The following is a 25071-nucleotide window of genomic DNA, read 5'->3' on the forward strand; positions in this document are numbered from 1 at the left end:
CGCGATTCCTGCGGCGATGTCTGAGGGCGCGACGTTGAAGCCGGCGCCGGGCATGATCATGAGGTTTGCCAGGCGCGCCCTTTCGTCAAAGGTAAACGCGTGCGAAGTGTCCGCCACCTCACCGGCGAGGTCGACATAGTGGACACCTGAAACGAGGCAGGCCTCGATGAGAAGCGTCTGGGTGGTCAGGAACTGGCCGGAAAGGTGCAGGAGAAGTCGTACCCCCTGAAGGCGGCGCTCGATCTCGCGCGGGTCGCTCAAATCGAAAATCGACGATTCGAGGTCCAGCCGAGCCGCTAATCCGCGCACGGCGTCCTGGCGCCCGCCAAGGACGGGACGCAACCCGGCCCCAACAAACCCCTCGGCGCAAATCCGGCCCGTATAGCCCGCTGCGCCATAAATCAAAACTTCCGACACGGCTCCTTCTTCACCAAGATGGATCATCGGTGGGGCAGATAGAGCCAGATGATGTCACTCCCACCCCCCCCTCCCGAACTTGTCGAGGTTGTCCTGTTCCCTCTCGGTCGTGGCGACTGTATCCGCTGACCAACAGGAACTTGAAGCGCTTTTCCTCGCTAGACAAGGCCGACGGCCGCGACATCGCAGGTCAGGTTGGTCGCCAGTACGACTTACTCCCAGACCTGCGCGTTGTCCTGCACCTCGTCGTGCGGCAGGGCCAGCACATCAGTTCGGGCTCTTGCTGGCGGCGCTGGCCTAGACGCTGCTGCAGCGACTTCGGGTGTTGGCGCTACAGCACACGGAACTGCAGCGCGCCAGCGCGGCCGGTTGCCCTGCTTACCCCTTGCAGCAGTGACTGGTGAAACACTTGGGCTAGAGGTAGATGCACCCCTCCAGCTTGCGCGTGAGGCTGCGGGGGTCTGCCTTCGTGTAGTCTTTCTCGAAACAGTCGGTGAGCATCCGCTGCAGCGGCGCACCGAAGTGGCGCCTGAGCCGCCCCATGAACTGCGGTGCGGCGCAGACGATCAGGCGCTGGTAGTGCTGCTGCTGGCGGCCAGTCTCGAGTGCATCCTTCAGTTCGCTCGCGAACCGTTCTGCCTCGGTGGCCCTGGGATCGGTAGCCGGCTGGTAGGCGGCGCGCTGGGAGGCGCCGCTTCGACCGTGCGCCGAATGGTCGGTGATCAGTTCGGCGAGCTTGGCCCGACTTCGGGCGTGGGCAAACTCGCGGAGCTTGCGCAGGCCTTTCTTCGGGCCCTCGTTGATGTACAGGCTTGCTGCACTTGCATTCGCCACCAGGATCCAGGTCACACTCATCGCGCTACCTCCGTTGGTCGACTGCTGCGGGATCATTATGGACACCGGTTGCATCGGACCGCAAACGGTTTCTGCGCGACGCGCGAAATCCGGGTCGGTGGCGGTGGGCAAGCGGTACAAGTCCATTCTTCACTTTATCGGCAGCTCGACCGTAACCTTTAGCCCGCCGCCCTCGCGGTCTTCGAGCAGGACGCGCCCGCCATGCAGCCGCGCGATGCGGTCGACGATCGCAAGCCCCAGTCCTGAACCCGGATCGGTGCGCGCGCTGCCGATGCGCTGGAACGGCTGCAGCATGCGTGCGCGCTGCGCCTCGGGGATGCCCGGCCCCCGATCGAGCACGCTGACCTGAACGCTCGACGCGCCGGTGCGTCCGGCACGGATCTCGACTGCGCTACCGCCGTGACGAAGGGCATTGTCGATGAGGTTCGACAGCAGGCGCTGGAAAGACAGCGGACGCAGGCGGACCTTCGGCAGCTCCCCGGCCTGCGCGTGCACTGGCTGCCCGCGGCGTTCGTAGCGTTCGACGACCGCGCGCACCGCCGCGCCAAGGTCGGTGTCGATCGTTGCCTCTTCGTTGCTGCCCTCGCGCACGTAGCTGAGGAACTGGTCGATGATCGCATCCATGTCCGCAATGTCCTGCACCATGCCCGCGCCGAGCGAGGCATCGCCCCCGGACGGCAGCATTTCGACGCCCAGCCGCAGTCGCGCGAGCGGCGTGCGCAGGTCGTGCGAGATGCCGGCCAGCAGGAGCTTGCGGTCCGCGTCGAGCGAGCGGACATCGCGCGCCATCTCGTTGAACGCACGCCCGAGCGCCGCCACTTCCTGCGGGCCCGACTCGGGCAGCGGCGGGGGCAGTTCGCCGCGGCCGATCGCGGCGGCCGCCGGCACTGCGGCACGCAGCGGTGCCGTGATCCGGTGCACGATCAGATAGGCGCCGATGATCGAGAGCATCAGTACCAGCAGGCCCCAGGCGAACCACGTCCACGGGAACGGGTGCCGTTCGCGCGCCGGTGGCAGCTCGACCCAGAACAGGTCCTCGTCGATGCGAAAGCTCACCCACAGTGCGCGCTCGCCGCCGCGGGCATCGTAGATGATCGTGTCTTCGCCGAGCCGCCGCCGCAGTTCGGCCACCACATGACCGATCACCGGACCGGTGCCGAGCGTGCCCTCGGGCAGTGAATCGTCGCCGGGATAGACGCGGATGCCCTCGGACTCGTTCAGTTCCGCCAGCAAAGCGCGGCGGCGCTCCGGTCGGGAGCCGATCAGTGCCGCCCGGGTGAGGTTGACCACGCTCGATACCCGCTCGGCGATCTGCCGCGCGCGCGGCTCCCGCTCGGACAGCGACAGCAGGGCGAACCAGGCCAGTTGCGACAGCACCAGCAGCGGGATCAGCATCGCGACCGTGCGCCAGAGCAGGCTGCGCGGCCAGGGGATCATCGTGGCCCCGACGGCTGCGCCGCGCGCTGGCGGTCAGCGCGACGCATCGGGGACGAAAACGTAGCCGAAGCCCCAGACGGTCTGGATATAGCGCGGCTTCGCAGGATCTTCCTCGACCAGCTTGCGCAGGCGCGACACCTGCACGTCGATGCTGCGGTCGAACGGTTCCAGTTCGCGCCCGCGCGCGAGTTCCATGAGCTTGTCGCGCGAAAGCGGCGTGCCCGGGCTGGCGGCGAGCACCTTCAGCAGCGAGAATTCGCCCGTGGTCAGCGCCACGGATTTTCCGTCGCGGAGCAGGGTCCGGTTGCCGGTGTTCAGCGTGAAGGGGCCGAAGGTCACGTTGCCAGCCTGCGCATCGGGCGCGCCGGGGGGTGTTGTCGGGCCACGCCGACGCAGCACCGCGTTGATCCGCGCGACCAGTTCGCGCGGGCTGAACGGCTTGGGCAGATAGTCGTCCGCGCCCAGTTCGAGGCCGACGATGCGGTCGACCTCGTCTCCCTTCGCGGTCAGCATCACGATCGGCAGCGTGGGCGAGGCCGCACGCAGCCGGCGGCAGATCGACAGGCCGTCCTCGCCCGGCAGCATCAGGTCGAGCACGACGAGATCGATCACGTTGCGTGCGAGCTGCTTGTCCATCGCCGCCCCGTCTGCCGCCACCTGCACCTGGAACCCCTGCTCGGTGAGGTAGCGGTTGAGCAGTTCGCGCAGCCGCACATCGTCGTCGACCACCAGCAGTCGCGTCTTGATCGTCTTGTCCATGGGTTGCATCGTAGCGCCACGCGGGGCAGGCGTGTGCGGGCGTCGTCCGCCGCTTGTAACCGGGCATGACCCCGGTACAGGGGGGCCAACATATTGTTACAAAGGACCGCTTCCATCGCTTGGGTTGCGCCGTCAATCGCTCTACGATCGGAGCCTGGGCATTCCTTCGGGGCAGGCATGGTCGATCGGCAGCAGGCAACACGGGGTTTCGGGAGGCGTCCGGCGCTGCATGCGCTGTGCCTGCTGATGCTGCTCGTGCTGTTGCCGCCTGGGCGGGCGTCGGCTCAGCCTGCCGAGCCGCAAGGCGGGGCGCGCGAACGTTTCGAAGAGCGCCGGCAACGGCGCGACGACGCCCGCAATGATCACCGCCGCGACGAATTCCGGGAGCAGCGCCGTCGCCATCTCGAGGAACGGCGCGACCGCATGACGCCGGAAGAGCGACGCAGCCTTCGGCGCGACCTGCACGAGGCCGGACGCGACCTGTACCGCCAGGATCGTTGATCCCGTTGCGATGCCCCCAGCAGTGCTCCTTGCCGCGGGGCACCGCGGCTGCACGCCGGTGGCTGCCGGTGCTCCGGTAGAATCAGCATTCCGCGCCGGTTGCCCACCATGGTCCTGCTCGCCGTCGATACCACTGCCGGTTGCTGTTCTGTCGCACTTCTGCGTGACGGTCGCCTGTGCGCGCGCAGCGCGGACGCCGGGCAGGGTGCGTCGTCCGCGTCGCCGCCGGCCCATTCGCAGCTGCTGCTGCCGATGATCGATGCGTTGCTGGCCGAGGCGGGTACGCCACTGTCGGCGCTCGACGCGATCGCCTTCGGTGCGGGGCCGGGTTCGTTCACCGGGCTGCGCATCGCCTGCGGCGTCGCGCAGGGGATCGGTCTGGCTATCGACCGGCCGCTGATTGCGGTCGATTCGCTGTCGTCGATCGCATGGGCCAGCGGACAGCCCCAGGTGATCGCCTGCCTGGACGCGCGGATGGGCGAGGTGTACTGCGCCGCATACCGGATCTGCCGCACGCAAGCCGGCCCGCATCTGCCCGACGTCCCCGATGCCTCGATCGAGGTGGTTTTCGAGCCCTGGGCCTGTGCGCCGGATGCCGTGCCGGTGCCGCCTGGTGCGGGCTGGGTGGGCGGCGGCAACGGCTTCGCCGCGTACGGCGCTGCGCTGCGCCGGCGCCTGCCGGAACTGGGCACGATCGACGCCGCGCTGATGCCCGATGCACGCGCGGTGGCCGCACTGGGGGCGATCGCCTATCGCGCCGGCGCTGCCGTGGATGCCGCGCTGGCGGCGCCGTTGTACGTACGCGACAAGGTGGCGCTCGACTCGGCCGAGCAGGCCGCGCTGCGCGCTGGGGCCGTGCAGTCGCGTGCCGCGGTGCCGGCCGGGGTGGCGCGGTGAGTGCGCGCTGGGATGTCCAGCCGGTTGCCCGCCGGATGCTCGTGCAGGACCTGCCCGATGTGATCTCGATCGAGAATCGCATCTACGACTTCCCGTGGACCGACGGAAACTTCCGCGATGCGATCCGATCGGGCTACGATGCCGTGGTGGTGGAGTTCGGCGGCTCGCTGGTCGGCTATCGCGTGATGATGTTCGGCCCGGGCGAAGCGCACCTGCTGAACCTGTCCGTTGCGGCCGACTGGCAGCGCCGCGGCTTCGGGCGGCACCTGCTGGTGGCGTCGATCCACGACGCTCGGCGCGCGGACGCGCAGGCACTTTTCCTGGAAGTGCGCCCCTCTAATGCTGCCGGTATCTCGCTGTACGAAGGCATCGGCTTCAAGCGGGTCGGCGTGCGCAAGGGCTACTACCCCGCGCTCGGTGGCCGCGAGGATGCGTGGGTGATGTCGCTGCCGCTGTGACCGACCTGGACCCGTTCTGCCCTGCACGATGAGCCGCCGCAGCGAAATCCTCGATGAAATGGGCCTTTCTCCGCGCTGGACACTGCGCGAGGGTCTCGCGCGTGCTACGCCAACGGTGGCGCCAGGCACCGTGGCCAGCGCCCCGGCTGCGGCGGACGACGCACGCGGTCCGGACACGCACGCAGCGCCTGCAGCCGTCGATGCGCAGGGTCGTGCCGCGGCGATCATGCAGATGGACTGGCCACCGCTTGCCGAAGCGGTGGCGGGCTGCACGGCCTGCCCGCTCGCGGCCACCCGCAACTGCACGGTATTCGGCGTCGGCGACCGGAAGGCGTCCTGGCTGTTCGTCGGCGAGGGGCCGGGCGCCGAAGAAGACGAGCGCGGCGAACCGTTCGTCGGCCAGGCGGGGCGCCTGCTCGACAACATGCTTGCCGCACTCGGGATGAAGCGTGGCGACGACGTCTATGTCGCGAACATCGTCAAGTGCCGGCCACCGGGCAACCGCGTGCCGGCGGCCGCCGAAGTCGCTGCCTGCGAGCCCTACCTGCACCGGCAGATCCAGCTGCTGCAGCCGAAGGTGATCGTCGCGCTGGGCAAGACCGCGGCGGTCACGCTGCTGGGCAAGGAGCAATCGATCGCCAGCATGCGCGGCAAGGTGTTCCGCTATCGCGACACGCCGCTGATGGTGACCTATCACCCGGCCTATCTCCTGCGCACCCTGCCGGACAAGATCAAGGCCTGGGAAGACCTCTGCTTCATCCGCGAGCGGGTGGCCGAATGGCGCGCCGGCGCGGTACAGGATCTCCAGCCGCCGGGCTGAGTCCGTCGTCCGGGCTTGAATGGCGTGGTAGCGTCCCCATGTTCCCGTCATTGCCCGGGGTGTGTCCGGGCACCGCCCCGATCCAAGGAGTCACCGATGCGCCGACCGCTCTCCATACTTTCGCTCTGTACCGCGCTGCTGCTGGGCGGCTGCGGCTACAACACGCTGCAGGTGACCGACGAGACGATCAAGTCGTCCTGGTCGGAAGTGATCAACCAGTACCAGCGCCGGGCCGACCTGGTGCCGAACCTGGTGGCGACGGTCAAGGGCTTCGCCGAACAGGAGAAGGACATCCTGCTCGGGGTGACCAACGCGCGTGCGCGGGTCGGGTCGCTGCAGGCCACGCCCGAACTGGTGAACGACCCTGCTGCGTTCGCGAAGTTCCAGTCGGCGCAGGGAGAGCTGTCGTCGGCACTGTCGAGGCTGCTGGTGGTCGCGGAGAACTATCCGCAGCTGAAGTCGGACCAGAACTTCCGCGACCTGCAGGCGCAGCTCGAAGGGACGGAGAACCGGATCACCGTCGCGCGCAAGCGCTACATCGATGCGGTGCAGGCGTACAACGTGACCGTGCGCCAGTTCCCCAGCAACCTCACCGCCATGGTGTTCGGCTACGGCGTCAAGGCGAACTTCACGGTCGAGAACGAGGCAGCGATCGCGAAGCCGCCGACGGTGGATTTCGGTGCGCGGCCTCCTGTACCGGCTGCACCGGCGGCGCCCGCCGCGCCGGCGCCTGCCCCCGCGAAATAGCGTGACCTGCGGCCGCATCGCACCGTCCCCGGCAGGCGTGCCTGCCGGCGGTCGCCGGTGGCAGGCCGCCTTGCGCACGGCGGCGGCGCTTCTCGCGGCCGTCCTCTGGCTGTCTTCGCTTCTGGTGGCCGTCGTGCCATCCACGGCCGTGGCACAGTCGCTGGTGGCCGTGCCTGCACTGGAGCGCCGGGTCACCGACCTCACGAAGACGCTCGATGCCGCCCAGGCCGCCGCTCTGGAGGCGAAGCTGGCGGCGTTCGAGGCGCGCAAGGGCAGCCAGATCACGGTGCTGATGCTGCCCACGACGAAGCCGGAAGCGATCGAGCAGTACTCGTTGCGCGTGGCGGAGGCATGGAAGATCGGCCGGCGCAAGGTCGACGATGGCGCGCTGCTGCTGGTGGCGAAGGACGACCGGGCGTTGCGTATCGAGGTCGGCTATGGCCTGGAAGGCGCGCTGCCCGATGCGGTGGCCCGGCGCATCATCGACGAGGTGATCGTGCCGCGCTTTCGCAGCGGAGACTTCGCCGGTGGCATCGATGCAGGCGTCGATCGGATGATCCGGGTGATCGACGGCGAACCACTGCCTCCACCGCCGGCACGCCAGGGCGGCCAGAAGCGTGACGGTATCGATTACGAAGCATTGCTGGTGCTGGTGCTGGTAGGCACTGCGTTTGCAGGCGGCATCCTGCGCGCGATCGTCGGCAAGGGCTGGGCTGCCGGTATCGTCGGCACCGGCATCGGATTGATCGCCTGGTCGATGAGCGGCGTGCTGGTGGTCGCCGTGGTGGCGGCGTTGATCGCGCTGGTCCTGACGCTGGCCGGTGCCGGCACCCGCGGCGGTGGCTGGTCTTCCGGCGGCGGCTGGTCCTCCGGCGGCGGCAGCAGTGGCGGAAGCTGGGGCGGCGGTGGCGGCGGGTTCGGGGGCGGCGGCGCCTCCGGCCGCTGGTAGGGGAGGCCTGCCGATGAGCCTTTCGCGACGGCTGCGCCACCTGTTTACCGCCGAGCGTGCGATGCGCCGTGCCTTTCCGCCGTCCACCCTAGACCGTATCGAGCAGGCGATCGCACGCACCGAACGCCTGCACCGCGGGCAGATCTGCTTCGCGATCGAAGCCTCGCTCGACGGCGATGCGTTGTGGTCAGGGCAGCACGCGACCGACCGCGCGATCGAACAGTTCGGCCGGCTGCGCGTCTGGGACACTGCCGAGAACAACGGCGTGCTGATCTACCTGCTCTGGGCCGATCGCGATGTCGAGATCGTCGCAGACCGCGGCATCCATGATCAGGTCGGTGCCGACGCGTGGGAGGCCGTGTGCCGGCAGATGGAAGCCGCATTCCGCGAAGGGCGCTTCGAGGAGGGTGCGATCGCAGGCATCGAGGCGGTGGGCGTACTGCTCGGGCGCCACTTCCCGGGCGATGGCAGCGAGCCGAACGAGGTGTCCGACCGTCCGGTCATCCTGTAGGCGCTGCGCATTCGGCTGCGGATCACCCGTGTGGCCCGGCGCGGCCGAATGCGCCGCGCCAGAAGAACAGGACGAGCCTCGCGAGTTCGAGCACGCCGACGATACAGGCGGGGGCAACCAGCAGGGCGAGCAGCGGTGACTGCGCCCCGTGATCCTTGATGACCAGAGCGCCCGCGCAGATCAGGGCGAGTGCGCCCACGATCAGCACAGTGCCTGACGCGAGCCAAGAACGACCGATACGCTCCGGGCCCGCGATGATCATCCACAACAGTACGCCTGGCGCGACACCGCTGGCCAGCATGAATATCGCGCCAAGGCCGGTGATGTGCCGATGCGCGGCTGCGTTGAGCGGATCGCGCGGCGACTCGAAGAATCCCCAGCCGAACACCATGCCCACGACGAGCGCAAATGGTGCGATAGCCAGGGTCGGGAGGACGGCCATCACCTTGAGTGCGAGTCCGAGGTCGGCCAGCGTGCTCCGGCCAGATGTCGAGGAAGAGTCCATGGAGGTATGTGAACATGGCGACTACTGCAGCCACTGCCGGGTACGTCGCGGATCCGGATCGGCCCGGGCCGACCGCGGCATGCATGCGCGGGTCGGTGCCGAGGCCTGGGAGGCCGCATGCCGGCAGATTACAGGCGCTGCGCGTCAGACGTCCAGCGTCAGACGTCCAGCGTCAGACGTCCAGCGTCAGACGCCGAGCACGCGCGCCAGTTCGCCGGTGACCTTCGACCAGGTGAAGTGGCCATGCACCGCGGCACTGACCGTTGCCGGATCGAAGCGGCGGCGTCCGTCGATGACCTGGCCGAGCGCCTCGAACAGCGACTCGGGATCGGGCTCCAGCCAGGCCCGCTGGCCGGACTGCATCCGGCGGCTGTCGACCTGCAGGCCGATCGCCGGGTCGAAGTAGTCGTCGGTCGATCCGCCGCGCGTGACGACGATCGGCACGCCGCAGGCGGCCGCTTCCAGCGGCGTGAGGTTGAAGCCTTCGGCCTTGTACGGCGACACGTAGCAATCCGCCGCGCCGTACAGCGCAGCCAGCTCGGCGATGCCGAGGTTGTGCGATACGAACACGATCGACGACACCACGTCTTCGGTGAACAGGTGGCCGTCCGGTGACGCGGCGAGTCGCGCCAGGATGCGGTCGGCGGTCAACCCGTACAGGTTGCTCTGGTCCTTGAGCACCAGCTTCAGGTGCCGGTGCTTCGGACGCAGCCGTGCAAAGGCGGTGAGCAGCAGGTCGATACCCTTGTTCTCGGTCATCGCGCCCACCGACAGCAGCACGAAGTCGTCGTTGCGCACCCGCATCAGGTTGCGCAGGGTCTTGCGCGCCCTGCGCTCGATCGGCCTGAAGCTCGCCGGGTCGATGCCATGGGGCACCACATGAACCCGCGCCGGATCGAAGCCGGTGGCGACGAAGCCGGCCTTCGACCAGTGCGAGGGCGTGACGATGGACAGCCGCTCGTCGCCGATCGCGCGTGCCGTATCGCCGCTGCCGAACATGCCGTCGGTGTGCTGGTACTCGGCGGTGCCGAACACGAACACGCGGCCGGCCTCGCAGGGGGACACATCGAACGGGAAGGCGATCCGCAGGACGACATCGGGCACTTCGCCCGGTCGCGGACCGCGGACGCCCTCGATCAGCTGCCGCTGCGCCGCGCTGAAGCCGCTGCCGTTGGCGCCGGCGTTCCAGCCGGCGTTGAAGAACGGCCGATCGACATGGCACAGGTCGAGGTCCGGGCGGCGGCACAGTTCCAGCAGCTGCCACTGGTTGACGATCGCATACGAGTGGTTGATGCCGCGCCAGCCTTCGACCTGCAGTGTCTTCATCGACGGCTTCAGTCGCCGATCGGGGTGGGCGGGTTGCGCGCGGGGGCGCTACCCACGACCCGGCGCCGCACCCACCGGACGGTCATCGCCACCGCGAATGCCACCAGCGGAATCGCCACTCCGGACACGATCGCCGCATCGATGCCGGTGCCGGCTGCCTCCAGGCCCTTCGCGGCATAGTCGATCAGCCCGACCACGTAGTAGCTGATCGCGACCACGGACAGTCCTTCCACCGTCTGCTGCAGCCGCAGTTGCAGCCGTGCACGGCGGTCCATCGAGGCGAGCAGCGCCTGGTTCTGCTTCTCGCGCGCGATGCTCACGCGCGTGGACAGCAGGCTGCTCGCGCGCGCGACCCGCTCTGACAGTTCCTGCAACCGGCTCGACAGCGAGGCACAGGTCGCCATGGCCGGCGACAGCCGCCGCGCCATGAATTCCTCGATGGTCTGCAGGCCGGTGATGCGGCGCTCGCGCAGTTCGCTGATGCGTGCGGTGACCAGCGCGTTGTACGCACGGCTGGCGCCGAACCGGTACTGGCTGGATGCGATCGCGCTCTCGACCTGCGCCGCGAGCTGGGTGAGTTCGCCGAGCAGCGTCTCGTCGCCGCGGTCCTCGTTCGCCATTTCCTGGGTGAGCATGGCGAGCGAGCGCTCGATCTCGACCACGCGCGGCGATTCGCGCCGGGCGATCGGCAGCGCGAGCAGTGCCAGCACGCGGTAGGCCTCGATCTCGAACAGCCGCTGCATCATCCGCCCGGCCTGGTAGTCGGTGAATGCGCAGGACAGCATCAGGAAGCGCACGAACCCGTCGTGCTGGATCTTGAAGTCGGTGTACGCGAAGCCCGCGCCGTCGCCGATCGCCGCGCCGACGACCGCCGCCGAGCCGAAGAAATCCTGCAGCAGTGCCGGGTCGTCCGGCGTCTCGGGCGCGCGCATCACCTGTGCATGGGTCGCCACGATCACCCGGCCGGGGATGTCGGCCAGCCACTCCGGTGGCAGGTATTCGATCGCCGGCTGTGCGAACGGACGGCTCGGCAGCCCGGGTACCAGCACGATGTAGGTGGAGAACTCGCCATGGCGCTCCCACTTCAGCTGGAACTCGCCGAACGGCACGCTGAACTGGTTCAGGTCTTCGCCCGGCGGCGAGCAGCCGAAGCGCTCGCACAGCGTGCGCAGGTGCGCGCGTTCGAGTTCTCGCTGTCCGGTTTCGACCTGGATCGCGAGGTAGGACCCGCGCACCGGGATGTCCAGCGGCTCGTAGGGTCGTGCATGCACCTCGTTCGCGGCGAGGAATCGGTCTGGAAGGTCGGGCGGCAGGCGGATCATCGTTGGTATGTAGCCTGAAGGCATCGGTGGCCGCAAGCCCCACGATGGAAAACGGAGCGATACACTCGACCGTCCGATCGACTGACGGTTCCATGAATGGTTGCGGGATGACATTCCTCGCGCGGGCAAGGCTCCTGTGGCTGGCCGTGCTGGCGTCGGTTGCCGCTGCCGCTGCCGGCGCCACGCCGGTGTCGGTCGAGACCGCGCCGTCGGGTACGGTGAAGAACGTGCGCCAGTTCACCGCGCGCTTCTCCGAGCCGATGGTCCGGTTCGGCGATCCAAGGCTGGCCGATCCGATGGAGGTGTCTTGCCCGGTGCCCGGGCGCGGCCGCTGGATCGATGACCGGACATGGGCCTACGACTTTGCTCGCGCGCTGCCCGGCGGCCTGCAGTGTCGGTTCACGCTGCGCGACGGACAACGCTCGGTCGCGGGGGCGCCGGTCGAGACGGGGCGTGCCGCCGGGTTTTCGACCGGGGGGCCGGCGATCGTCGCGGTGGCGCCGAGGGCCGGCGCCGGCGATGGCGACGGCCGGATCGGCGAAGACCAGGTGTTCGTCCTCGCGCTCGATGCGCATGCGACCACCGCCAGCGTGCTGGCCCATGCCTATTGCAGCGCCGACGGGATCAACGAACGCATCCCGGTGCGCATGGTCACCGGCAGCCTGCGCGCCGCCATCCTCGCGCGCAGCGAACTTGCGCCGGTCGGGGAGGTCGACAGTGGCGGGTTCGAGGCCTTTCTGGAGGCGAGTGCCGGCGCCGAGGCAAGGTCGCGCCGGCTGCTGGTCCGCTGCAGCCGCGAGTTGCCCGGCGACCGCGACGTGCGCCTGGTCTGGGGCAGGGGTATCGCGACGCCTGACGGCGTCGCCACCAGCGACGATCAGGTGCTGGCCTTCCGTACCCGCCCGGCGTTCCGTGCGCGGTTCAGCTGCACCCGTGCGAACCAGGCCGCGCAGTGCATCCCGGTGCTGCCGATGCGCGTAGCGTTCACCGCCCCGATCCCGGCCTCCATGGCCAAGGCGGTGACGCTGCGTGGGCCCGACGGGCGGCGCTACGCGCCCGTCCTGGAAGGCGAGGATCGGCCGGACGCAGGCGGGGACGTGGCGGCAGCCGCCGCGCCGGAGGGCTTCGTCGGTCGCTTGCGCGGCTGGTGGTCGGCGCTCACCGGCCGGTTGCGCGCATCCTGGCGCGATCCCGCGGTCGACTGGGTGGAGTTCCGCGGGCCGTTTCAGGAGAACGCGTCGTTCACGCTGGAACTGCCGCCGCGGCTGCGCGATGACGCCGGGCGCCCGCTGGCCAACGCGGACAGCTTTCCGCTCACGGTGCGCACCGACGAAGATCCGCCGCTGATCCGCTTCGCGGCGCGCTTCGGGCTGGTCGAGGCGAACGCGGGCGCGCTGCTGCCGGTCACGGTCCGCAACCTCGACGCCGGCAGCGGTGCCGACGGCACACAAGGCCGGCTGTTGCGCGTGGAGTCCCCGACGCCGCGGGAACTGGTCATGTGGATGCAGCGCGCCAGCGAGCATGGCGGCGATGGCGGGGGGCCGGGCAAACAGTCGATCCTGCGCGGCGTGGAAGCTGCGCGCGACCTTTCGCTGCCGCGGACCACCGGTCCGCGCGAGTTCGAGGTGATCGGCATCCCGCTGCAGCGGCCGGGCTTCTATGTGGTCGAGTTCGCCAGCCGCCGGCTCGGCGCGGCACTGCACGACACGCCGGAGGCGCAGCGGCAGCGCGAGGCGATCGACCGCGCCGCGGCCGAGGGACGGCCGCGCCCGTCCTTCGCCCCTCCGGCGCCGTCGCGCGACCCGTACTACGTGCCAGCCACGGCACTGGTGACCAACCTGGTCGCCCACTTCAAGCGGGGCCGCGAGGGGTCGCTGGTCTGGGTGACCTCGCTCGACCGCGGCGAACCGGTGGAAGGGGCGCGTGTCCGGGTGCTCGATTGCGACGGCCGTACCTATCACGAAGGCATGAGCGATCGTGATGGACTGGTGCGGGTGGAGGTGGCATTGCCCACGGACGACCTGCTGCCGGGCTGCGAAAGCCGCTACGACCGGCGCCTGATGGTGATGGCTTCGCGGGGCGAGGATTTCACGTTCACGATGACCGGCTGGGACGACGGCATCGCGCCTTGGCGGTTCAACCTCCCGACCGGCGACGCCGACGATCCCTACTCGGTGCGTGCCGTGCTCGACCGGTCTCTCCTGCGGGCCGGCGAGACGCTGCACCTGAAGCTGTTCGCGCGCGAGCGCCGGCGCACCGGCTTCGCGCTGCCGCCGCCCGCGCTGCTCGTGCCGACGGTGGTGATCGAACACCTCGGCAGCGAACAGAAGTACGAGGTGCCGGTGCAGTGGGAGCCGCGTGGCGGCAGCGCACTCGGCACCTGGGATGTCCCGAAGGACGCCCGCCTCGGCGCGTACCGGATCGTCGCCCGCGAGCGACTGCCGGCCCGCGGCGGCGGCAGCCGCGAGCGTACCCGCGAACTCGGCGAGTTCAGGGTCGAACAGTTCCGGCTGCCGACGATGCGCGCGGCCGTGCGCCCGCCCGCGCTGCCGCTGGTCGGCGCATCGGAGGCCTCGGTCGACGTGCAACTCGCCTACCTGGCGGGCGGGCCTGCCGGCGGGGCTGCGGTGCGCCTGCGTACCGCAGCGATGCCGCGCACGATGGGCTTCCCGGGCTACGAAGGCTTCGTGTTCGCCAATGGTGATGTGGCGGAGGGCGTGATCGGCAGCCGTACCGAGGTCGACCTGCTGGACGAACTGGATGGCGGCGCAGCCGAGCCGGACAGCCGCCGTGTGCGCGCCGACGACGATGCGCTGAAGGTGGTCGGCCTGCAGCGTGCGACGCTCGATGCCGCCGGCGGGGCCCGGCTGCGCGTGGCGGGCCTGCCTGCAGCCGCGATCCCTCAGGACCTGCTGTTCGAGCTCGAGTACCGCGACGCCAACGGCGAGACGCTCACCGCGAGCGCGCGCTCGGCCTGGCTTCCCTCGGCCGTGGTGGTCGGCCTGCGCGCCGATGACTGGGCCCGCGCGCGCGACCGCGTGAAGATGGAGGCGGTCGTGGTCGATCCGTCCGGAAAGCCGATGGCCGGGCTGCCGGTCACGGTGGACATGTTCCGGCGCGAGACCTTCTCGCACCGGCGCAGGCTGCTCGGGGGCTTCTATGCCTTCGAGAGCTACACGGAGACGTCGCGGCTGGGCACGCTCTGCAGCGCGCGCACCGATGCCGCCGGGCGCCTGTCCTGCGAAGGCAAGCCGCCGGCCAGCGGCAACCTGATCCTGCGTGCACGCGCGGTGGACGCAGCAGGCCGGCCGAGCATCGGGCATCGCGAGGTCTGGATCGCCGGCGGCGAGCCCTGGTGGTTCGGCCAGCAGGACAGTGATCGCATGGACGTGCTGCCCGAAGCGCCGCGCTATGAGCCGGGGCAGACCGCGCGCTTCCAGGTGCGCATGCCGTTCCGCTCCGCCACCGTGCTGGTCACCCATGAACGCGAGGGCGTGGTCGATGCCGTCGTGCGCCGGCTGGCCGGCGATTCGCCGGTGATCGAGGTGCCGGTGCTGGCACGGCATGCCCCGAACATGTTCGTGTCGGTGCTTGCCGTGCGCGGGCGGGCGGGCGAGGTGCAGCCGACCGCGACCGTGGACCTCGGCAAGCCGGCGTTCCGGATGGGCATCGGCGAGATCGCGGTCGGCTGGCGCGCGCACGAACTGAAGGTGCAGGTCCGTCCGGAGCGCGAGGTCTACCGCGTGCGCGAGCGCGCGCGGGTGAACATCCGGGTGACGCGCGCCGACGGTTCCATCCCGCCGGTGGGCAGCGAGATCGCGCTGGCCGCTGTCGATGAAGCATTGCTCGAACTGGCGCCGAACGATACGTGGGCACTGTTGCAGGCCATGATGGGCCGGCGCGGCATCGAGGTGCAGACCGCCACCGCCCAGATGCATGTCGTCGGCCGCCGCCACTTCGGCAAGAAGGCGGTGCTGTCTGGCGGTGGCGGCGGCCGGCAGTCCGCGCGCGAACTGTTCGACACGCTGCTCGCATGGCGCGGACGGGTCGCGCTCGACGCGAATGGTGAAGCGGTGGTCGAAGTGCCGCTGAACGATTCGCTCAGTGCGTTCCGGATCGTGGCCATCGCCTCTGCCGGCGACGCGATGGGCGCCGGCCTGTTCGGAACCGGCTCGGCCAGCCTGCGCACGACGCAGGACCTGATGCTGCTGTCCTCGCTGCCTGCCCTTGCGCGCGAGGGTGACCGGTTCGACGCCGAGGTGGTGGTGCGCAATGCGTCGGAGCGCGCGATCGAGGTCATGGTTTCGGCCTCCGTCACGCCCGCGCCGGGCGGCGGCCCACCGGGTGCCGGCGCACGCCCGTCGCCTGCGGCGCCGATGCCGCTCGCCGCGCAAGCCCTGTCGCTGGCACCGGGGGAGGCGAAGCCGGCACGCTGGGCGTTCCAGGTGCCGGCCGGTGTCGATCTGCTCGCCTGGGAGATCGCCGCCGGCGAGCGCGGTGCGGCGAGCGCCGACCGGCTGCGCGTCGCGCAGCGGATCGTGCCGGCCGTGCCGGTGCGCACCCTGCAGGCCACCCTCGTGCAACTCGCCGCGCCAGGCGAAGCGATCGTGGTGCCGGTGCAGCGTCCGGCCGACGCGCTGCCCGGGCGCGGCGCGATCGAGGTGTCGCTGGCGCGTACCCTCGGCGGCGACCTGCGCGGGGTGCGCGAGTACATGCAGCAGTACCCGTACTCCTGCCTCGAACAGCAGGGCTCGCGCGCGATCGCGCTCGGCGACCGCGCGGGCTGGGATCGGCTGATGGGTTCTCTGCCGGCCTGGCTCGACCGCGACGGGTTCGCCCGCTACTTTCCGTCGATGCGCGAAGGCAGCGACGTGCTGACCAGCTACCTGCTCACCGTTTCGCACGAAGCGGGATGGCCGATCCCGAAGGCCGCTCGCGACACGATGGCCGACGCGCTTCGCCGCTTCGTCGAAGGTCGCGTCTCGCGCGCATCGGAGATGCCCGCGGCCGACCTGCTGCTGCGCAAGCTCGCCGCACTCGATGCGCTGGCGCGCAGCGGCGTCGAGATCGAGCCGCGCTGGCTCGAGGCGTTGTCGATCGCCCCGCAGTCGTGGCCGACCTCCGCGCTGCTCGACTGGCAGTCGCTGCTGCGCCGGGCGACGAAGCTGCCCGACCGTGAGCGCCGGCTGGAGGAGGCCGCGCGCATCCTGCGCGCACGCCTGACGATGCAGGGCACGGTGATGGGTTTCTCCACCGAGAAGACCGACCAGCTCTGGTGGCTGATGGTGTCCGGCGACGTCAACGCCAACCGGATGCTGATCGCGGCGCTGGACGATCCGCGTGCCGCCGATGAGGCCGGTGCCCAGGACCTCGCGCGCCTCGCACGCGGTGCGCTCTCGCGCCAGCAGCGCGGCCGCTGGAACACCACGGTCGCCAATGCCTGGGGCGTGCTGGCGCTGGCCAGGTTCGCCGCGCGCTTCGAGGCGCAGCCGGTGGCCGGCCGCACGCTGGCGTCCACCGGCGGCGCCGCGGCACCGGTGTCCGTCGACTGGTCGCTGCCGGATGCAGTGCCCGGCACCGGCCGCGAGGCTTCGCTGCCCTGGCCGGAGGGCGCGACCGGCTCGCTGATGCTGCGCCAGGACGGCAGCGGGCGCCCGTGGGCGACCGTGCGCAGCCGTGCCGCGGTGCCGCTGCGCGAACGCCTCGACGCGGGTTTCCGCGTCGAACGCGAGGTCAGTGCCGTCCAGCAGAAGGTTGCCGGCCGCTGGTCGGTCGGCGACCTGATGCGGGTACGGCTGACGGTCGATGCGCAGGCGGACATGACCTGGGTGGTGCTGAGCGACCCGGTACCCGCCGGTGCGACGATCATCGGTTCCGGCCTCGGCGGACAGTCCTCGCTCGTGGCCGAGGCGCGCGGCGCAGGGCGGGGCCGGGTGGCCGAACCGGTGGCGCCGGTGTTCGAGGAGCGTTCGTTCGAAGGCTGGCGCGGCTACTGGCGCTACGTGCCGCGCGGCGGTTTCTCCGCCGAGTACGTGGTGCGGCTGAACCAGGCCGGTCGCTTCGAACTGCCGGCCACCCGCGTCGAAGCGATGTATGCGCCTGAAGTATTCGGCGAGCGGCCCAACCTGGCGTTCGAAGTCGCGCGATGACGGCGCTGCGGCGCGTGGTGCTTCCGGCCAACGCGGTTTCGCTGCTGCTGGCCGGCCTGTTCCTGCTGTCATGGGCGGTGGTGCCGTCGTTCGAGCAGGTACGCGCCGATACGCTGCCGAGCGACCGCTGGCTGCTCGACCGCCATGGTGCGCCGCTGCAGGTGCAGCGGGTCGACGAGCACATGCGCCGGCTCGGCTGGACGCCGCTCGATCAGGTGTCGCCCGCATTGAAACGGGCAGTGATCGCCACCGAGGATCGCCGCTTCGCGCATCACCCGGGCGTCGATCTGCTGGCTATCGGCGCCATCGTGAAGTCTGCGCTGCAGAGGCCGACGGCGGATGCCGCGGCTCCGGTCCGCCGCCATGGCATCCGCGGTGCGAGCACGATCACGATGCAGCTGGCAGGGCTGCTCGACCCTGCGCTGGCGCCGGTGCAGGGGCGCCGTTCGATCCCGCAGAAGCTGCGCCAGGCCGCGCTGGCGCTGGCGCTCGGGCTGCACTGGCAACGCGATCAGGTGTTCGAGGCCTACCTGAACCGGGTGTCGTTTCGCGGCGAACTGCAGGGCGTCGAGGCCGCCGCCCAGGGGCTGTTCGGAAAGTCACCTTCGGCGCTGGACGAAGCCGAGTCGTGGCTGCTGGCGGCGCTGATCGCGCGGCCGAACGCGTTGCCTGCACTGGTCGCCGCGCGCGCCTGTCGCCTCGCGCGCAGCGCTGGCGCCACGGCCGGCGCCGACGCAATGCCCGGCGGCGGCAGCCAGTCGTGCACGCGGTTCGAGGCACTGGCCGCCGCGCGGCTGTCGATGCCGCCGTCGATCGCGCCGCCGGTGGCGCTCGCGCCGCATGCCGCGCGGCTGCTGTTCGCGCAGGAGAGCGGCGCCCGCCGGCAGCCGCCGCTGGTGTCTTCGCTCGACCGCGACCTGCAGCGGTTTGCGACCGACGCGCTGCGTGCGCAGCTCGAAGCGATCGCCGGTCGCAACGTACGCGACGGTGCGCTGCTGGTGGTCGACAATCGCACCGGCGAAGTGCTCGCGTACGTGGGCAACGCGGGCGAGCGGTCCAGCGCGCGTTTCGTCGACGGCGTATCGGCGCCGCGGCAGGCCGGTTCGACGCTGAAGCCGTTCCTCTACGAGCTGGCGATCGAGCAGCGGCTGCTGACCGCGGCATCGCTGGTGGATGACTCGCCGGTCGACCTGGTCGCACCCAACGGGCTCTACGTTCCGAAGAACTATGACCGGCAGTTCACCGGCTGGGTGAGCCTGCGCACCGCGCTGGCCGGTTCGCTGAACGTGCCTGCGGTGCGTACGTTGATGCTGGTCGGTCCGGAGCCGTTCGCCGACCGCCTGCGCGCGCTGGGCTTCGCGGATGTCAAGCGCAGTGGGGACTACTACGGATACTCGCTGGCGCTCGGATCGGCCGAGGTGCGGCTGTCGCAACTGGTCAATGCGTTTCGAACGCTGGCCAATGGCGGTATCGCCTCGCCGCTGGTGATGCGACCCGGCGAGGCCGCACCCGACAGCGTGCGCCGCGTGATGGCGCCGGCTGCTGCCTTCATCGTCTCCGACGTACTGGCCGACCGCACCGCAGGGGCGCGCACTTTCGGTCTCGCCAGCGCGCTGGCCACGCGCGGCTGGAGCGCGGTGAAGACCGGCACCAGCAAGGACATGCGCGACAACTGGTGCATCGGTTTCTCCGGCCGGTACACGGTCGGCGTGTGGGTCGGCAACTTCGACGGCTCGCCGATGCACGACGTGTCCGGCACGACCGGTGCCGCGCCGGTCTGGCAGGAGGTGATGGACTACCTGCATCGCAACCTGCCGTCGGACGCCCCGGTGCCGCCCGGCGGTCTGGTGCGGCAGTCGACCGACCCGGCGGCGGACCGGCCGGAGTGGTTCATCGCCGGTACCGAACTGGACCGTGTGCAGCGAGCCCCCGTCCGCGGTGGTGCCCCGCGCATCGTGTACCCGGGTGCCGGCATCATCGTCGCGATCGATCCGGACATCCCGGCGCCGCATCAGCGCCTGCTGTTCGCCGCCGGGCCGGGCGCGCAGGGCCTGCACTGGCGCATCGGTGGCCGGCGGCTGGCGCCGGCGGACCGTCCGTATCCCTGGCAACCGGTCCCGGGCAACCACCGGCTGCAACTGGTCGATGCGCAGGATCGCGTGATCGACGAGGTACGATTCGAAGTACGCGGCGCGGCGCAGACGGGGTCCGCCGCTGCGCCGGTGTCACCCGGCTAGCACTGGGCGGCGTGCTATTCTTGCCCCGCCTTTCCATCCCGTCGACTCCTGGTTCAGACCCTCGAATGAACGATCCGATTGCGCCGCTGCCGGCCGACCACGACATCGTCCCGCCGGCCCGTCCGACGGCCACCGCGCCCTACTACGAACCGCAGGGCCGTGAAGTCGAGATCTTCGAGGCTGCCTACAGCAAGCGCCTGCCGATCATGCTCAAGGGCCCGACCGGCTGCGGCAAGACCCGCTTCCTCGAGCATATGGCGTGGCGGCTGAACCGCCCGCTGGTCACGGTGTCCTGCCATGAAGACCTGACTTCGTCCGACCTCGTCGGCCGCTTCCTGCTCGAAGGCAGCGAGACGGTGTGGCAGGACGGTCCGCTGACGCGTGCGGTGAAGGCCGGGGCGATCTGCTACCTCGACGAGATCGTCGAGGCGCGCACCGATTCGACCGTGATCATCCATCCGCTGACCGACCACCGGCGCCGCCTGTCGCTCGAGAAGATCGGCCGCGAGATCACCGCGCATGAAGATTTCCTGCTGGTGATCTCGTACAACCCCGGCTACCAGACGGTACTGAAGGACTTGAAGCCTTCGACCAAGCAGCGCTTCATCGGCCTGAACTTCGACTTCCCGGCCGAGGAGACCGAACGTCGTATCCTGTTGAACGAGGTGGCCGGCCTCGACGCCGAAAGCGCGGCCCGGCTCGTGTCGGTGGCGCGCAAGGCGCGCGCCCTCAAGGACCACGGGCTCGACGAGGTCACCTCCACCCGCGCGCTCGTCTACGCGGCAAGCATGATCAGCGCCGGCCTGTCGCCGATCGAGGCCTGCCAGGTCGCGATCATCAATCCGGTGACCGATGACATCGAACTGTCTGCGGCCTTGCTGGAAATCGTGCGGGCGCATTTCGAGTAACGCCGGTCGCGCCCGGCCTGGTTTCTCCGGGCGAGCCGGCACCCGACAATGAGTTTCCTGTCGAGCCTCGGGCTGAACCTGCCCGAACTGATCCGTGAATACGGCTACCTGTTCGTGTTCATCGGTACCATGCTCGAGGGCGAGACGGTCCTCGTCCTGGGCATGATCGCCGCCCAGCAGGGCCTGCTCGATGCCTGGCTGGTCGGCGCGGCCGCGATGCTCGGCACCTACATCGGCGATCTGGGCTACTACGTGATCGGTGTGCGTTTCGGGCGCTCGTTCCTCGACCGCTTCCCGAAGGTCGAAGCGAAAGTGCAGCGGATCAAGGGCTGGATCGTGCGCTACGACATCGCGATCATCATCATCAATCGCTTCCTCTACGGGTTCCGCATCGCCGCGCCGGTGGCGCTGGGCATGAGCGCAGTGCCGGCCTGGCGGTTCATGGTGTTCAACGTGGCCGGGGTCGCGGTATGGACCGCCGTCATCGGCGGCGCCGGCTATCTTTTCGGCAGCGCGCTCGAGACGCTGTTCGAAGATGTGCGCTGGCATGATCAGATCATCATCGGGCTGGTGCTGCTGCTCGGAATCGGGCTGTGGATCGGCCGCTACATTGCGCGCCGCGTGATGCGGGGAGGTTGAGATGAGCGAACCCTCGGTGCCGGCCGACTCCGGATCGAACGCAGTCGCTGGCATGCCGGCCGGCGAGGCGCTGCGCGGCGCGCTCGACGAACTGTCGAAGGTCTCCTTCGTCGCCCACCGCGATGCGTCCTCGGCGCTGCCGTCGGTGCTGGCGGTGACCGGGGAGGCGGAAGCGCTGGAATGGCTGGCGGCCTGCCGCCGTCTGTTCGAGTTCGACCGCGACGCCGGCCGCGCGTTCACTCGCGGTACACCGGAGGCGATCGCGGCGTGCGGCGCGGTGCTGCCCTGGACGCGCCAGGCGCTGCACTTCCTCGACCTTCAGGGCTCGTGGAAGGCGATCGACGGCTTCATGGCGAACCTGGGCCATGCCTACGGCGCGCTCGGCCCGATCGGCCAGATCCGCTGGGCCGACATCGGCTTCGCCTGGTGCGCGCGCCATGCCGACAGCGGCAACGCCTACTTCAGCACCCCGGTGCGCGACCTCGCCGGGCGCCAGGGCGTGCCCGGCATCGAGCAGCTGAGCGCTCCGGCCGAGGAATTGTTCGCCACGCGCAGGCTCGGCCTGGCGACCTTCCTGCCCGGCGCGATCCGCGTGCGTGCGCTGCTCGGTGCCGGCGCGATCGCGCCCTGGGCGCGGCGCGGCATCGACGTGCTGACCGCCGACCGCTTCCGCGGCGAGGCGTATTTCCGGCTCGAGTCCGAGGAGAGCCTGCGCCTGCTGCTCGACGATCTGCCGGGCTTCCGCGCGCAGCAGAACGAACGCTTCCTGAAGATGGTGCTGACCGCCTGGTATGGCGAGGCAGTCGAGGTGCAGGACAGCGGCTGGGCGCCCGACAAGGGCCGGCCGTTCGTCGAAACCGACGGCCGGGTGGTGCTCGCGCCGGTGACGCTGCCCGACCGCGAGCATGCGGTGCTCGGGGTGCTGCATGTGGCCGGCCACCTGCAGTTCGGCACCTATGCAGTGGCGCCGCTCAAGGGCCTGTTCTCGGAGCTCGGGCTGGACGCCGAGATCACCGAGGCGCGCGCGATCTCCTGGGAGCCGCTGATCGCGCAGTTCGGCGATGACGTAGTGCGTTTCAAGCTGTTGTTCGACATCTGCGAAGACCTGCGCGTCGACAACGCGATCGCGATGATCGCACCGACCCACCTGCGCCGGATGGCACGGCTCGCCGCGCTGGTCGCGATGCCCGAAGGCATCGCGCGCGACTACTACCAGCTTGCGCTGTCCACGCTGCAGCTCGCGCTGGGACGGCCGCACCCGCTGCCAGAACCGGTGGCCGACCAGCTCGCGCGGCTGCTCGAACCGGATGCGACCGTGATCGATGCCTTCCGCATCGCGCGGCTGCTGCTGCCGGTGCTGGCCGACCTCGGGCACCCCGAGACGCCCGAGGACGTGCAGGGCGCCTACCTGCCCGGACGTTCGCCCAACCTGGGCCGCGAGGTGAAGGCCGCGCAGGGACCGGGCAGCCAGGCCGAACGCAGCGAGCAGAAGGAATCCGAATCGGGCGAAGGCGAGGGCGAGCCCGACGAGGACAGCGAATCGGTCGAGCAGGAGATGGGTCCGCAGGACGCCGAGGCCGACGACAGCGGCGGTGCGGCGGCGCATGCGCAGTCGGCGGCCAACCGCAAGGGCTCGGGCGAGACGAAGACGGGCGAGCGCGCCCAGCAGCAGGCGAACAAGGCGAACGGACCCGACCGCGGGCTGCCGTATCCCGAGTGGGATTACCGCGAGAACCGCTACAAGGCCGACTGGGCATGGGTGGCCGAGAAGGTGTTGGCCGAGTCGAACCCGGCCGAGGCGCAGCGCCTCGCCGACCGTCATGCCGGCACGCTGAAGCGCCTGAAGAAGGCGATCCAGTCGCAGAAGCCGACCCGCCCGGCACCGCTCACCCGGCAGATGGATGGCGACGACCTCGACCTCGAGGCTGCGATCCGCTATGTCACCGAGCGAGCGGCCGGCCGCTCGCCGGAGGCGCGCGTCTACAAGCGGCGCGCGATCCGCAACCGCGATGTCGCGGTGACCCTGCTGGCCGACCTGTCGACCTCCATCATGCAGACCGTGGCCGACGGCAACGGCCGGCTGGTCGATACCATCCGGGCCGGCGTGATGCTGTTCGCCGAGAGCATGGAGGAAGTCGGAGATCCCTACTCGATCGCCGGCTTCTGTTCGAAGTACCGCGACAACGTCAACTACTATCGAATCAAGGATTTCGACCAGCCGTACAACGACACGGTGCGCGCCACGGTCGGCGGATTGTCCGGAAGGCTGGCCACGCGCATGGGTGCGGCGATCCGCCATGCGGTGCACCGCTTCGAGGGCGTGCAGACGCCGCGCCGGTTGCTGCTGCTGCTGTCCGATGGCCGCCCCGAAGACTATGACGACGGCGGCGACCGCCGCTACCTGCACGAGGACACGCGGATGGCGGTGAAGGAAGCGGTCAACGCGGGCGTACATCCGTTCTGCATCACTGTCGACACGCTGGCCAACCAGTACCTGCCGCAGATCTTCGGGCGCGGCCATTACCTCGTGCTCGACGATGTCGGCAGCCTGCCCGCGAAGCTTCCGGAGATCTACCTGAGGTTGCGCCGCTAGCCGGCGGCGCAGCCTCGGGCGGGGCGTGCGATGGACGTGATCGCCATTGTGTTCGCGCTGCTGCTCGAGCAGTGGCGTCCGGTCACCCACTGGCCGCTGCAGCGCATCGATGCCCTGTTGCGCGGCGCGATCGACAGCCTGCCCGAACGGCTCGACGGCGGCCACGAATGGCATGCATGGCTCGGCTGGTCGCTGGTGGTCGGCCTGCCCGCGCTGCTGGTCGGGTCGCTCGGTGCCGCGCTCGGCCTGCTGAGCGGTGTTCTCTGGTTCCTGTTCATGGTGGTGGCGCTGTATTTCACGCTCGGCTTCCGGCTGTTCAGCCATCGTTTCACGGCGGTGCGCGACGGGCTGGCTGCGCGCCGGCTCGACCTTGCCGGCGCCGCGCTCGCCGACTGGCAGGGTGGTCCGCTGGCACCGACCGGCGGCGCCATGCCCGCGACCACGCCGGAGACGATCGCGCGGCAGGCGATCGAGCGCGGCATCGGTGAAGCGGGGCGCTGGCTGTTCGGGGGTGCGTTCTGGTTCGTGCTGCTGCCCGGGGCGAGTGGCGCGGTGCTCTATCGTGCGGCCGACCGGGTCGCGCTGCGCTGGTGCGCCGCCCCGGTATCGACGCCGCACCCCGGCTTTGCCGTGGTGTCGTTGGCAGCCCTGAGCTGGCTTGACGCACTGCCTGCCCGCCTGGCGGCGGGGGCGTTCGCGCTGGTCGGCGATTTCACCGGCGCGGTCGAGGGATGGCAGGGGGCGACGCGCGAGCGCCCGGGCGAGCCGCGCGCGCTGATGGTGGCGGCGGCACTGGGTGCGCTGGGCATGGGACCCAACGCGCCCGCGGCGGGGGCCGGGGCCGAGCGCATGCCTGCCCGGGATTCCGACGGCACCGTCGATGCGTTCGACGGCGCCGGCTGGGATGCAGATTCTTATGCAGTCGCCGTGCGCCAGATGGACGGCGCGGCGGCGCTGGTCTGGCGCAGCCTGCTGGTCTGGCTGGGCGTGCTGGGCATCGCTGCGCTGATCTTCTGACCGCTATACTCGTGGCAAAGAACA

At 70.0% G+C, this 25071-nt stretch carries 20 protein-coding genes; 13 read left to right on the forward strand and 7 right to left on the reverse strand.

Going from position 1 to position 25071, the window contains the following annotated elements; translation table 11 throughout:
• From ING98_03530 to ompR, 4 genes are all read right to left on the reverse strand, one after another.
• A partial coding sequence (locus tag ING98_03530; protein ID MCA3100919.1) for a saccharopine dehydrogenase NADP-binding domain-containing protein occupies window positions 1-444 on the reverse strand: 444 nt, incomplete at its 3' end.
• Between the two features lie 387 nt (window positions 445-831).
• A complete protein-coding gene (locus tag ING98_03535; protein MCA3100920.1) occupies window positions 832-1272 on the reverse strand; it encodes a host attachment protein in 441 nt (146 codons plus the stop codon).
• 129 nt (window positions 1273-1401) lie between these two features.
• On the reverse strand, window positions 1402-2709 hold the full coding sequence (locus ING98_03540) for a HAMP domain-containing protein (GenBank protein MCA3100921.1): 1308 nt from the start codon (window positions 2707-2709) through the stop codon (window positions 1402-1404).
• A 33-nt stretch (window positions 2710-2742) separates the two neighbouring features.
• The gene (gene ompR / locus ING98_03545) at window positions 2743-3468 is read right to left on the reverse strand and encodes a two-component system response regulator OmpR (GenBank protein ID MCA3100922.1); all 726 of its coding nucleotides are present in this window, start codon (window positions 3466-3468) and stop codon (window positions 2743-2745) included.
• Between the two features lie 177 nt (window positions 3469-3645).
• On the opposite strand from ompR, the gene ING98_03550 reads away from it, so the two are divergent.
• The 7 genes from ING98_03550 to ING98_03580 all read left to right on the forward strand — a co-directional run bounded on the left by ING98_03550 (window position 3646) and on the right by ING98_03580 (window position 8351).
• The gene (locus ING98_03550) at window positions 3646-3969 is read left to right on the forward strand and encodes a hypothetical protein (protein MCA3100923.1); all 324 of its coding nucleotides are present in this window, start codon (window positions 3646-3648) and stop codon (window positions 3967-3969) included.
• 108 nt (window positions 3970-4077) lie between these two features.
• On the forward strand, window positions 4078-4866 hold the full coding sequence (gene tsaB, locus ING98_03555) for a tRNA (adenosine(37)-N6)-threonylcarbamoyltransferase complex dimerization subunit type 1 TsaB (GenBank protein ID MCA3100924.1): 789 nt from the start codon (window positions 4078-4080) through the stop codon (window positions 4864-4866).
• A gap of 35 nt (window positions 4867-4901) precedes the next feature.
• The gene (rimI, locus tag ING98_03560; protein ID MCA3100925.1) at window positions 4902-5324 is read left to right on the forward strand and encodes a ribosomal protein S18-alanine N-acetyltransferase; all 423 of its coding nucleotides are present in this window, start codon (window positions 4902-4904) and stop codon (window positions 5322-5324) included.
• Window positions 5325-5352: 28 nt separating this feature from the next.
• Window positions 5353-6144 carry a uracil-DNA glycosylase gene (locus ING98_03565; protein ID MCA3100926.1) on the forward strand — a complete coding sequence of 264 codons (792 nt, stop codon included), beginning with the start codon at window positions 5353-5355 and terminating at the stop codon, window positions 6142-6144.
• 96 nt (window positions 6145-6240) lie between these two features.
• Window positions 6241-6891, forward strand: a complete 651-nt coding sequence (locus ING98_03570) for a LemA family protein (protein ID MCA3100927.1) — start codon at window positions 6241-6243, stop codon at window positions 6889-6891.
• 109 nt (window positions 6892-7000) lie between these two features.
• Entirely contained in the window at window positions 7001-7840 is an 840-nt protein-coding gene (locus tag ING98_03575; protein ID MCA3100928.1) for a TPM domain-containing protein, read from the forward strand.
• Window positions 7841-7853: 13 nt separating this feature from the next.
• A complete protein-coding gene (locus ING98_03580) occupies window positions 7854-8351 on the forward strand; it encodes a TPM domain-containing protein (protein MCA3100929.1) in 498 nt (165 codons plus the stop codon).
• A 22-nt stretch (window positions 8352-8373) separates the two neighbouring features.
• Here the strand turns inward: ING98_03580 and ING98_03585 are convergent, their stop codons facing one another.
• The 3 genes from ING98_03585 to ING98_03595 all read right to left on the reverse strand — a co-directional run bounded on the left by ING98_03585 (window position 8374) and on the right by ING98_03595 (window position 11504).
• Window positions 8374-8856 carry a hypothetical protein gene (locus ING98_03585; GenBank protein ID MCA3100930.1) on the reverse strand — a complete coding sequence of 161 codons (483 nt, stop codon included), beginning with the start codon at window positions 8854-8856 and terminating at the stop codon, window positions 8374-8376.
• 186 nt (window positions 8857-9042) lie between these two features.
• Window positions 9043-10182, reverse strand: a complete 1140-nt coding sequence (locus ING98_03590) for a glycosyltransferase (GenBank protein ID MCA3100931.1) — start codon at window positions 10180-10182, stop codon at window positions 9043-9045.
• Window positions 10183-10190: 8 nt separating this feature from the next.
• A complete protein-coding gene (locus ING98_03595) occupies window positions 10191-11504 on the reverse strand; it encodes a DUF3422 domain-containing protein (protein MCA3100932.1) in 1314 nt (437 codons plus the stop codon).
• A gap of 107 nt (window positions 11505-11611) precedes the next feature.
• Here ING98_03595 and ING98_03600 point away from each other — a divergent pair, with 107 nt between their 5' ends.
• From ING98_03600 to ING98_03625, 6 genes are all read left to right on the forward strand, one after another.
• Window positions 11612-17653, forward strand: a complete 6042-nt coding sequence (locus tag ING98_03600; GenBank protein MCA3100933.1) for an alpha-2-macroglobulin — start codon at window positions 11612-11614, stop codon at window positions 17651-17653.
• Complete coding sequence (gene pbpC, locus ING98_03605) at window positions 17650-19890, forward strand: penicillin-binding protein 1C (protein MCA3100934.1); 2241 nt, start codon at window positions 17650-17652, stop codon at window positions 19888-19890. The genes ING98_03600 and pbpC overlap by 4 nt, the downstream gene beginning before the upstream one ends.
• A gap of 65 nt (window positions 19891-19955) precedes the next feature.
• Entirely contained in the window at window positions 19956-20798 is an 843-nt protein-coding gene (locus ING98_03610) for a CbbQ/NirQ/NorQ/GpvN family protein (protein MCA3100935.1), read from the forward strand.
• A 48-nt stretch (window positions 20799-20846) separates the two neighbouring features.
• Window positions 20847-21437: a DedA family protein gene (locus tag ING98_03615; protein ID MCA3100936.1), complete on the forward strand. Its 591-nt coding sequence runs from the start codon at window positions 20847-20849 to the stop codon at window positions 21435-21437.
• Between the two features lies 1 nt (window position 21438).
• Entirely contained in the window at window positions 21439-24030 is a 2592-nt protein-coding gene (locus ING98_03620; protein MCA3100937.1) for a VWA domain-containing protein, read from the forward strand.
• 30 nt (window positions 24031-24060) lie between these two features.
• The gene (locus ING98_03625; protein ID MCA3100938.1) at window positions 24061-25047 is read left to right on the forward strand and encodes a hypothetical protein; all 987 of its coding nucleotides are present in this window, start codon (window positions 24061-24063) and stop codon (window positions 25045-25047) included.
• Window positions 25048-25071: the final 24 nt, after the last annotated feature.

This window comes from Rhodocyclaceae bacterium (genome assembly GCA_020248265.1).
Classification (GTDB): domain Bacteria; phylum Pseudomonadota; class Gammaproteobacteria; order Burkholderiales; family CAIKXV01; genus CAIKXV01.

Coding starts and splice junctions, on each gene's coding strand:
- ING98_03600 (MCA3100933.1), top strand. CDS start 11,612: ATGACATTCCTCGCGCGGGCAAGGCTCCTGTGGCTGGCCGTGCTGGCG.
- ING98_03550 (MCA3100923.1), top strand. CDS start 3,646: ATGGTCGATCGGCAGCAGGCAACACGGGGTTTCGGGAGGCGTCCGGCG.
- ING98_03590 (MCA3100931.1), bottom strand. CDS start 10,182: ATGAAGACACTGCAGGTCGAAGGCTGGCGCGGCATCAACCACTCGTAT.
- ING98_03565 (MCA3100926.1), top strand. CDS start 5,353: ATGAGCCGCCGCAGCGAAATCCTCGATGAAATGGGCCTTTCTCCGCGC.
- ING98_03620 (MCA3100937.1), top strand. CDS start 21,439: ATGAGCGAACCCTCGGTGCCGGCCGACTCCGGATCGAACGCAGTCGCT.
- ING98_03615 (MCA3100936.1), top strand. CDS start 20,847: ATGAGTTTCCTGTCGAGCCTCGGGCTGAACCTGCCCGAACTGATCCGT.
- ING98_03625 (MCA3100938.1), top strand. CDS start 24,061: ATGGACGTGATCGCCATTGTGTTCGCGCTGCTGCTCGAGCAGTGGCGT.
- tsaB (MCA3100924.1), top strand. CDS start 4,078: ATGGTCCTGCTCGCCGTCGATACCACTGCCGGTTGCTGTTCTGTCGCA.
- ING98_03535 (MCA3100920.1), bottom strand. CDS start 1,272: ATGAGTGTGACCTGGATCCTGGTGGCGAATGCAAGTGCAGCAAGCCTG.
- ING98_03540 (MCA3100921.1), bottom strand. CDS start 2,709: ATGATCCCCTGGCCGCGCAGCCTGCTCTGGCGCACGGTCGCGATGCTG.
- ING98_03595 (MCA3100932.1), bottom strand. CDS start 11,504: ATGATCCGCCTGCCGCCCGACCTTCCAGACCGATTCCTCGCCGCGAAC.
- ING98_03585 (MCA3100930.1), bottom strand. CDS start 8,856: ATGGACTCTTCCTCGACATCTGGCCGGAGCACGCTGGCCGACCTCGGA.
- ING98_03610 (MCA3100935.1), top strand. CDS start 19,956: ATGAACGATCCGATTGCGCCGCTGCCGGCCGACCACGACATCGTCCCG.
- ING98_03580 (MCA3100929.1), top strand. CDS start 7,854: ATGAGCCTTTCGCGACGGCTGCGCCACCTGTTTACCGCCGAGCGTGCG.
- pbpC (MCA3100934.1), top strand. CDS start 17,650: ATGACGGCGCTGCGGCGCGTGGTGCTTCCGGCCAACGCGGTTTCGCTG.
- rimI (MCA3100925.1), top strand. CDS start 4,902: ATGCTCGTGCAGGACCTGCCCGATGTGATCTCGATCGAGAATCGCATC.
- ING98_03570 (MCA3100927.1), top strand. CDS start 6,241: ATGCGCCGACCGCTCTCCATACTTTCGCTCTGTACCGCGCTGCTGCTG.
- ompR (MCA3100922.1), bottom strand. CDS start 3,468: ATGGACAAGACGATCAAGACGCGACTGCTGGTGGTCGACGACGATGTG.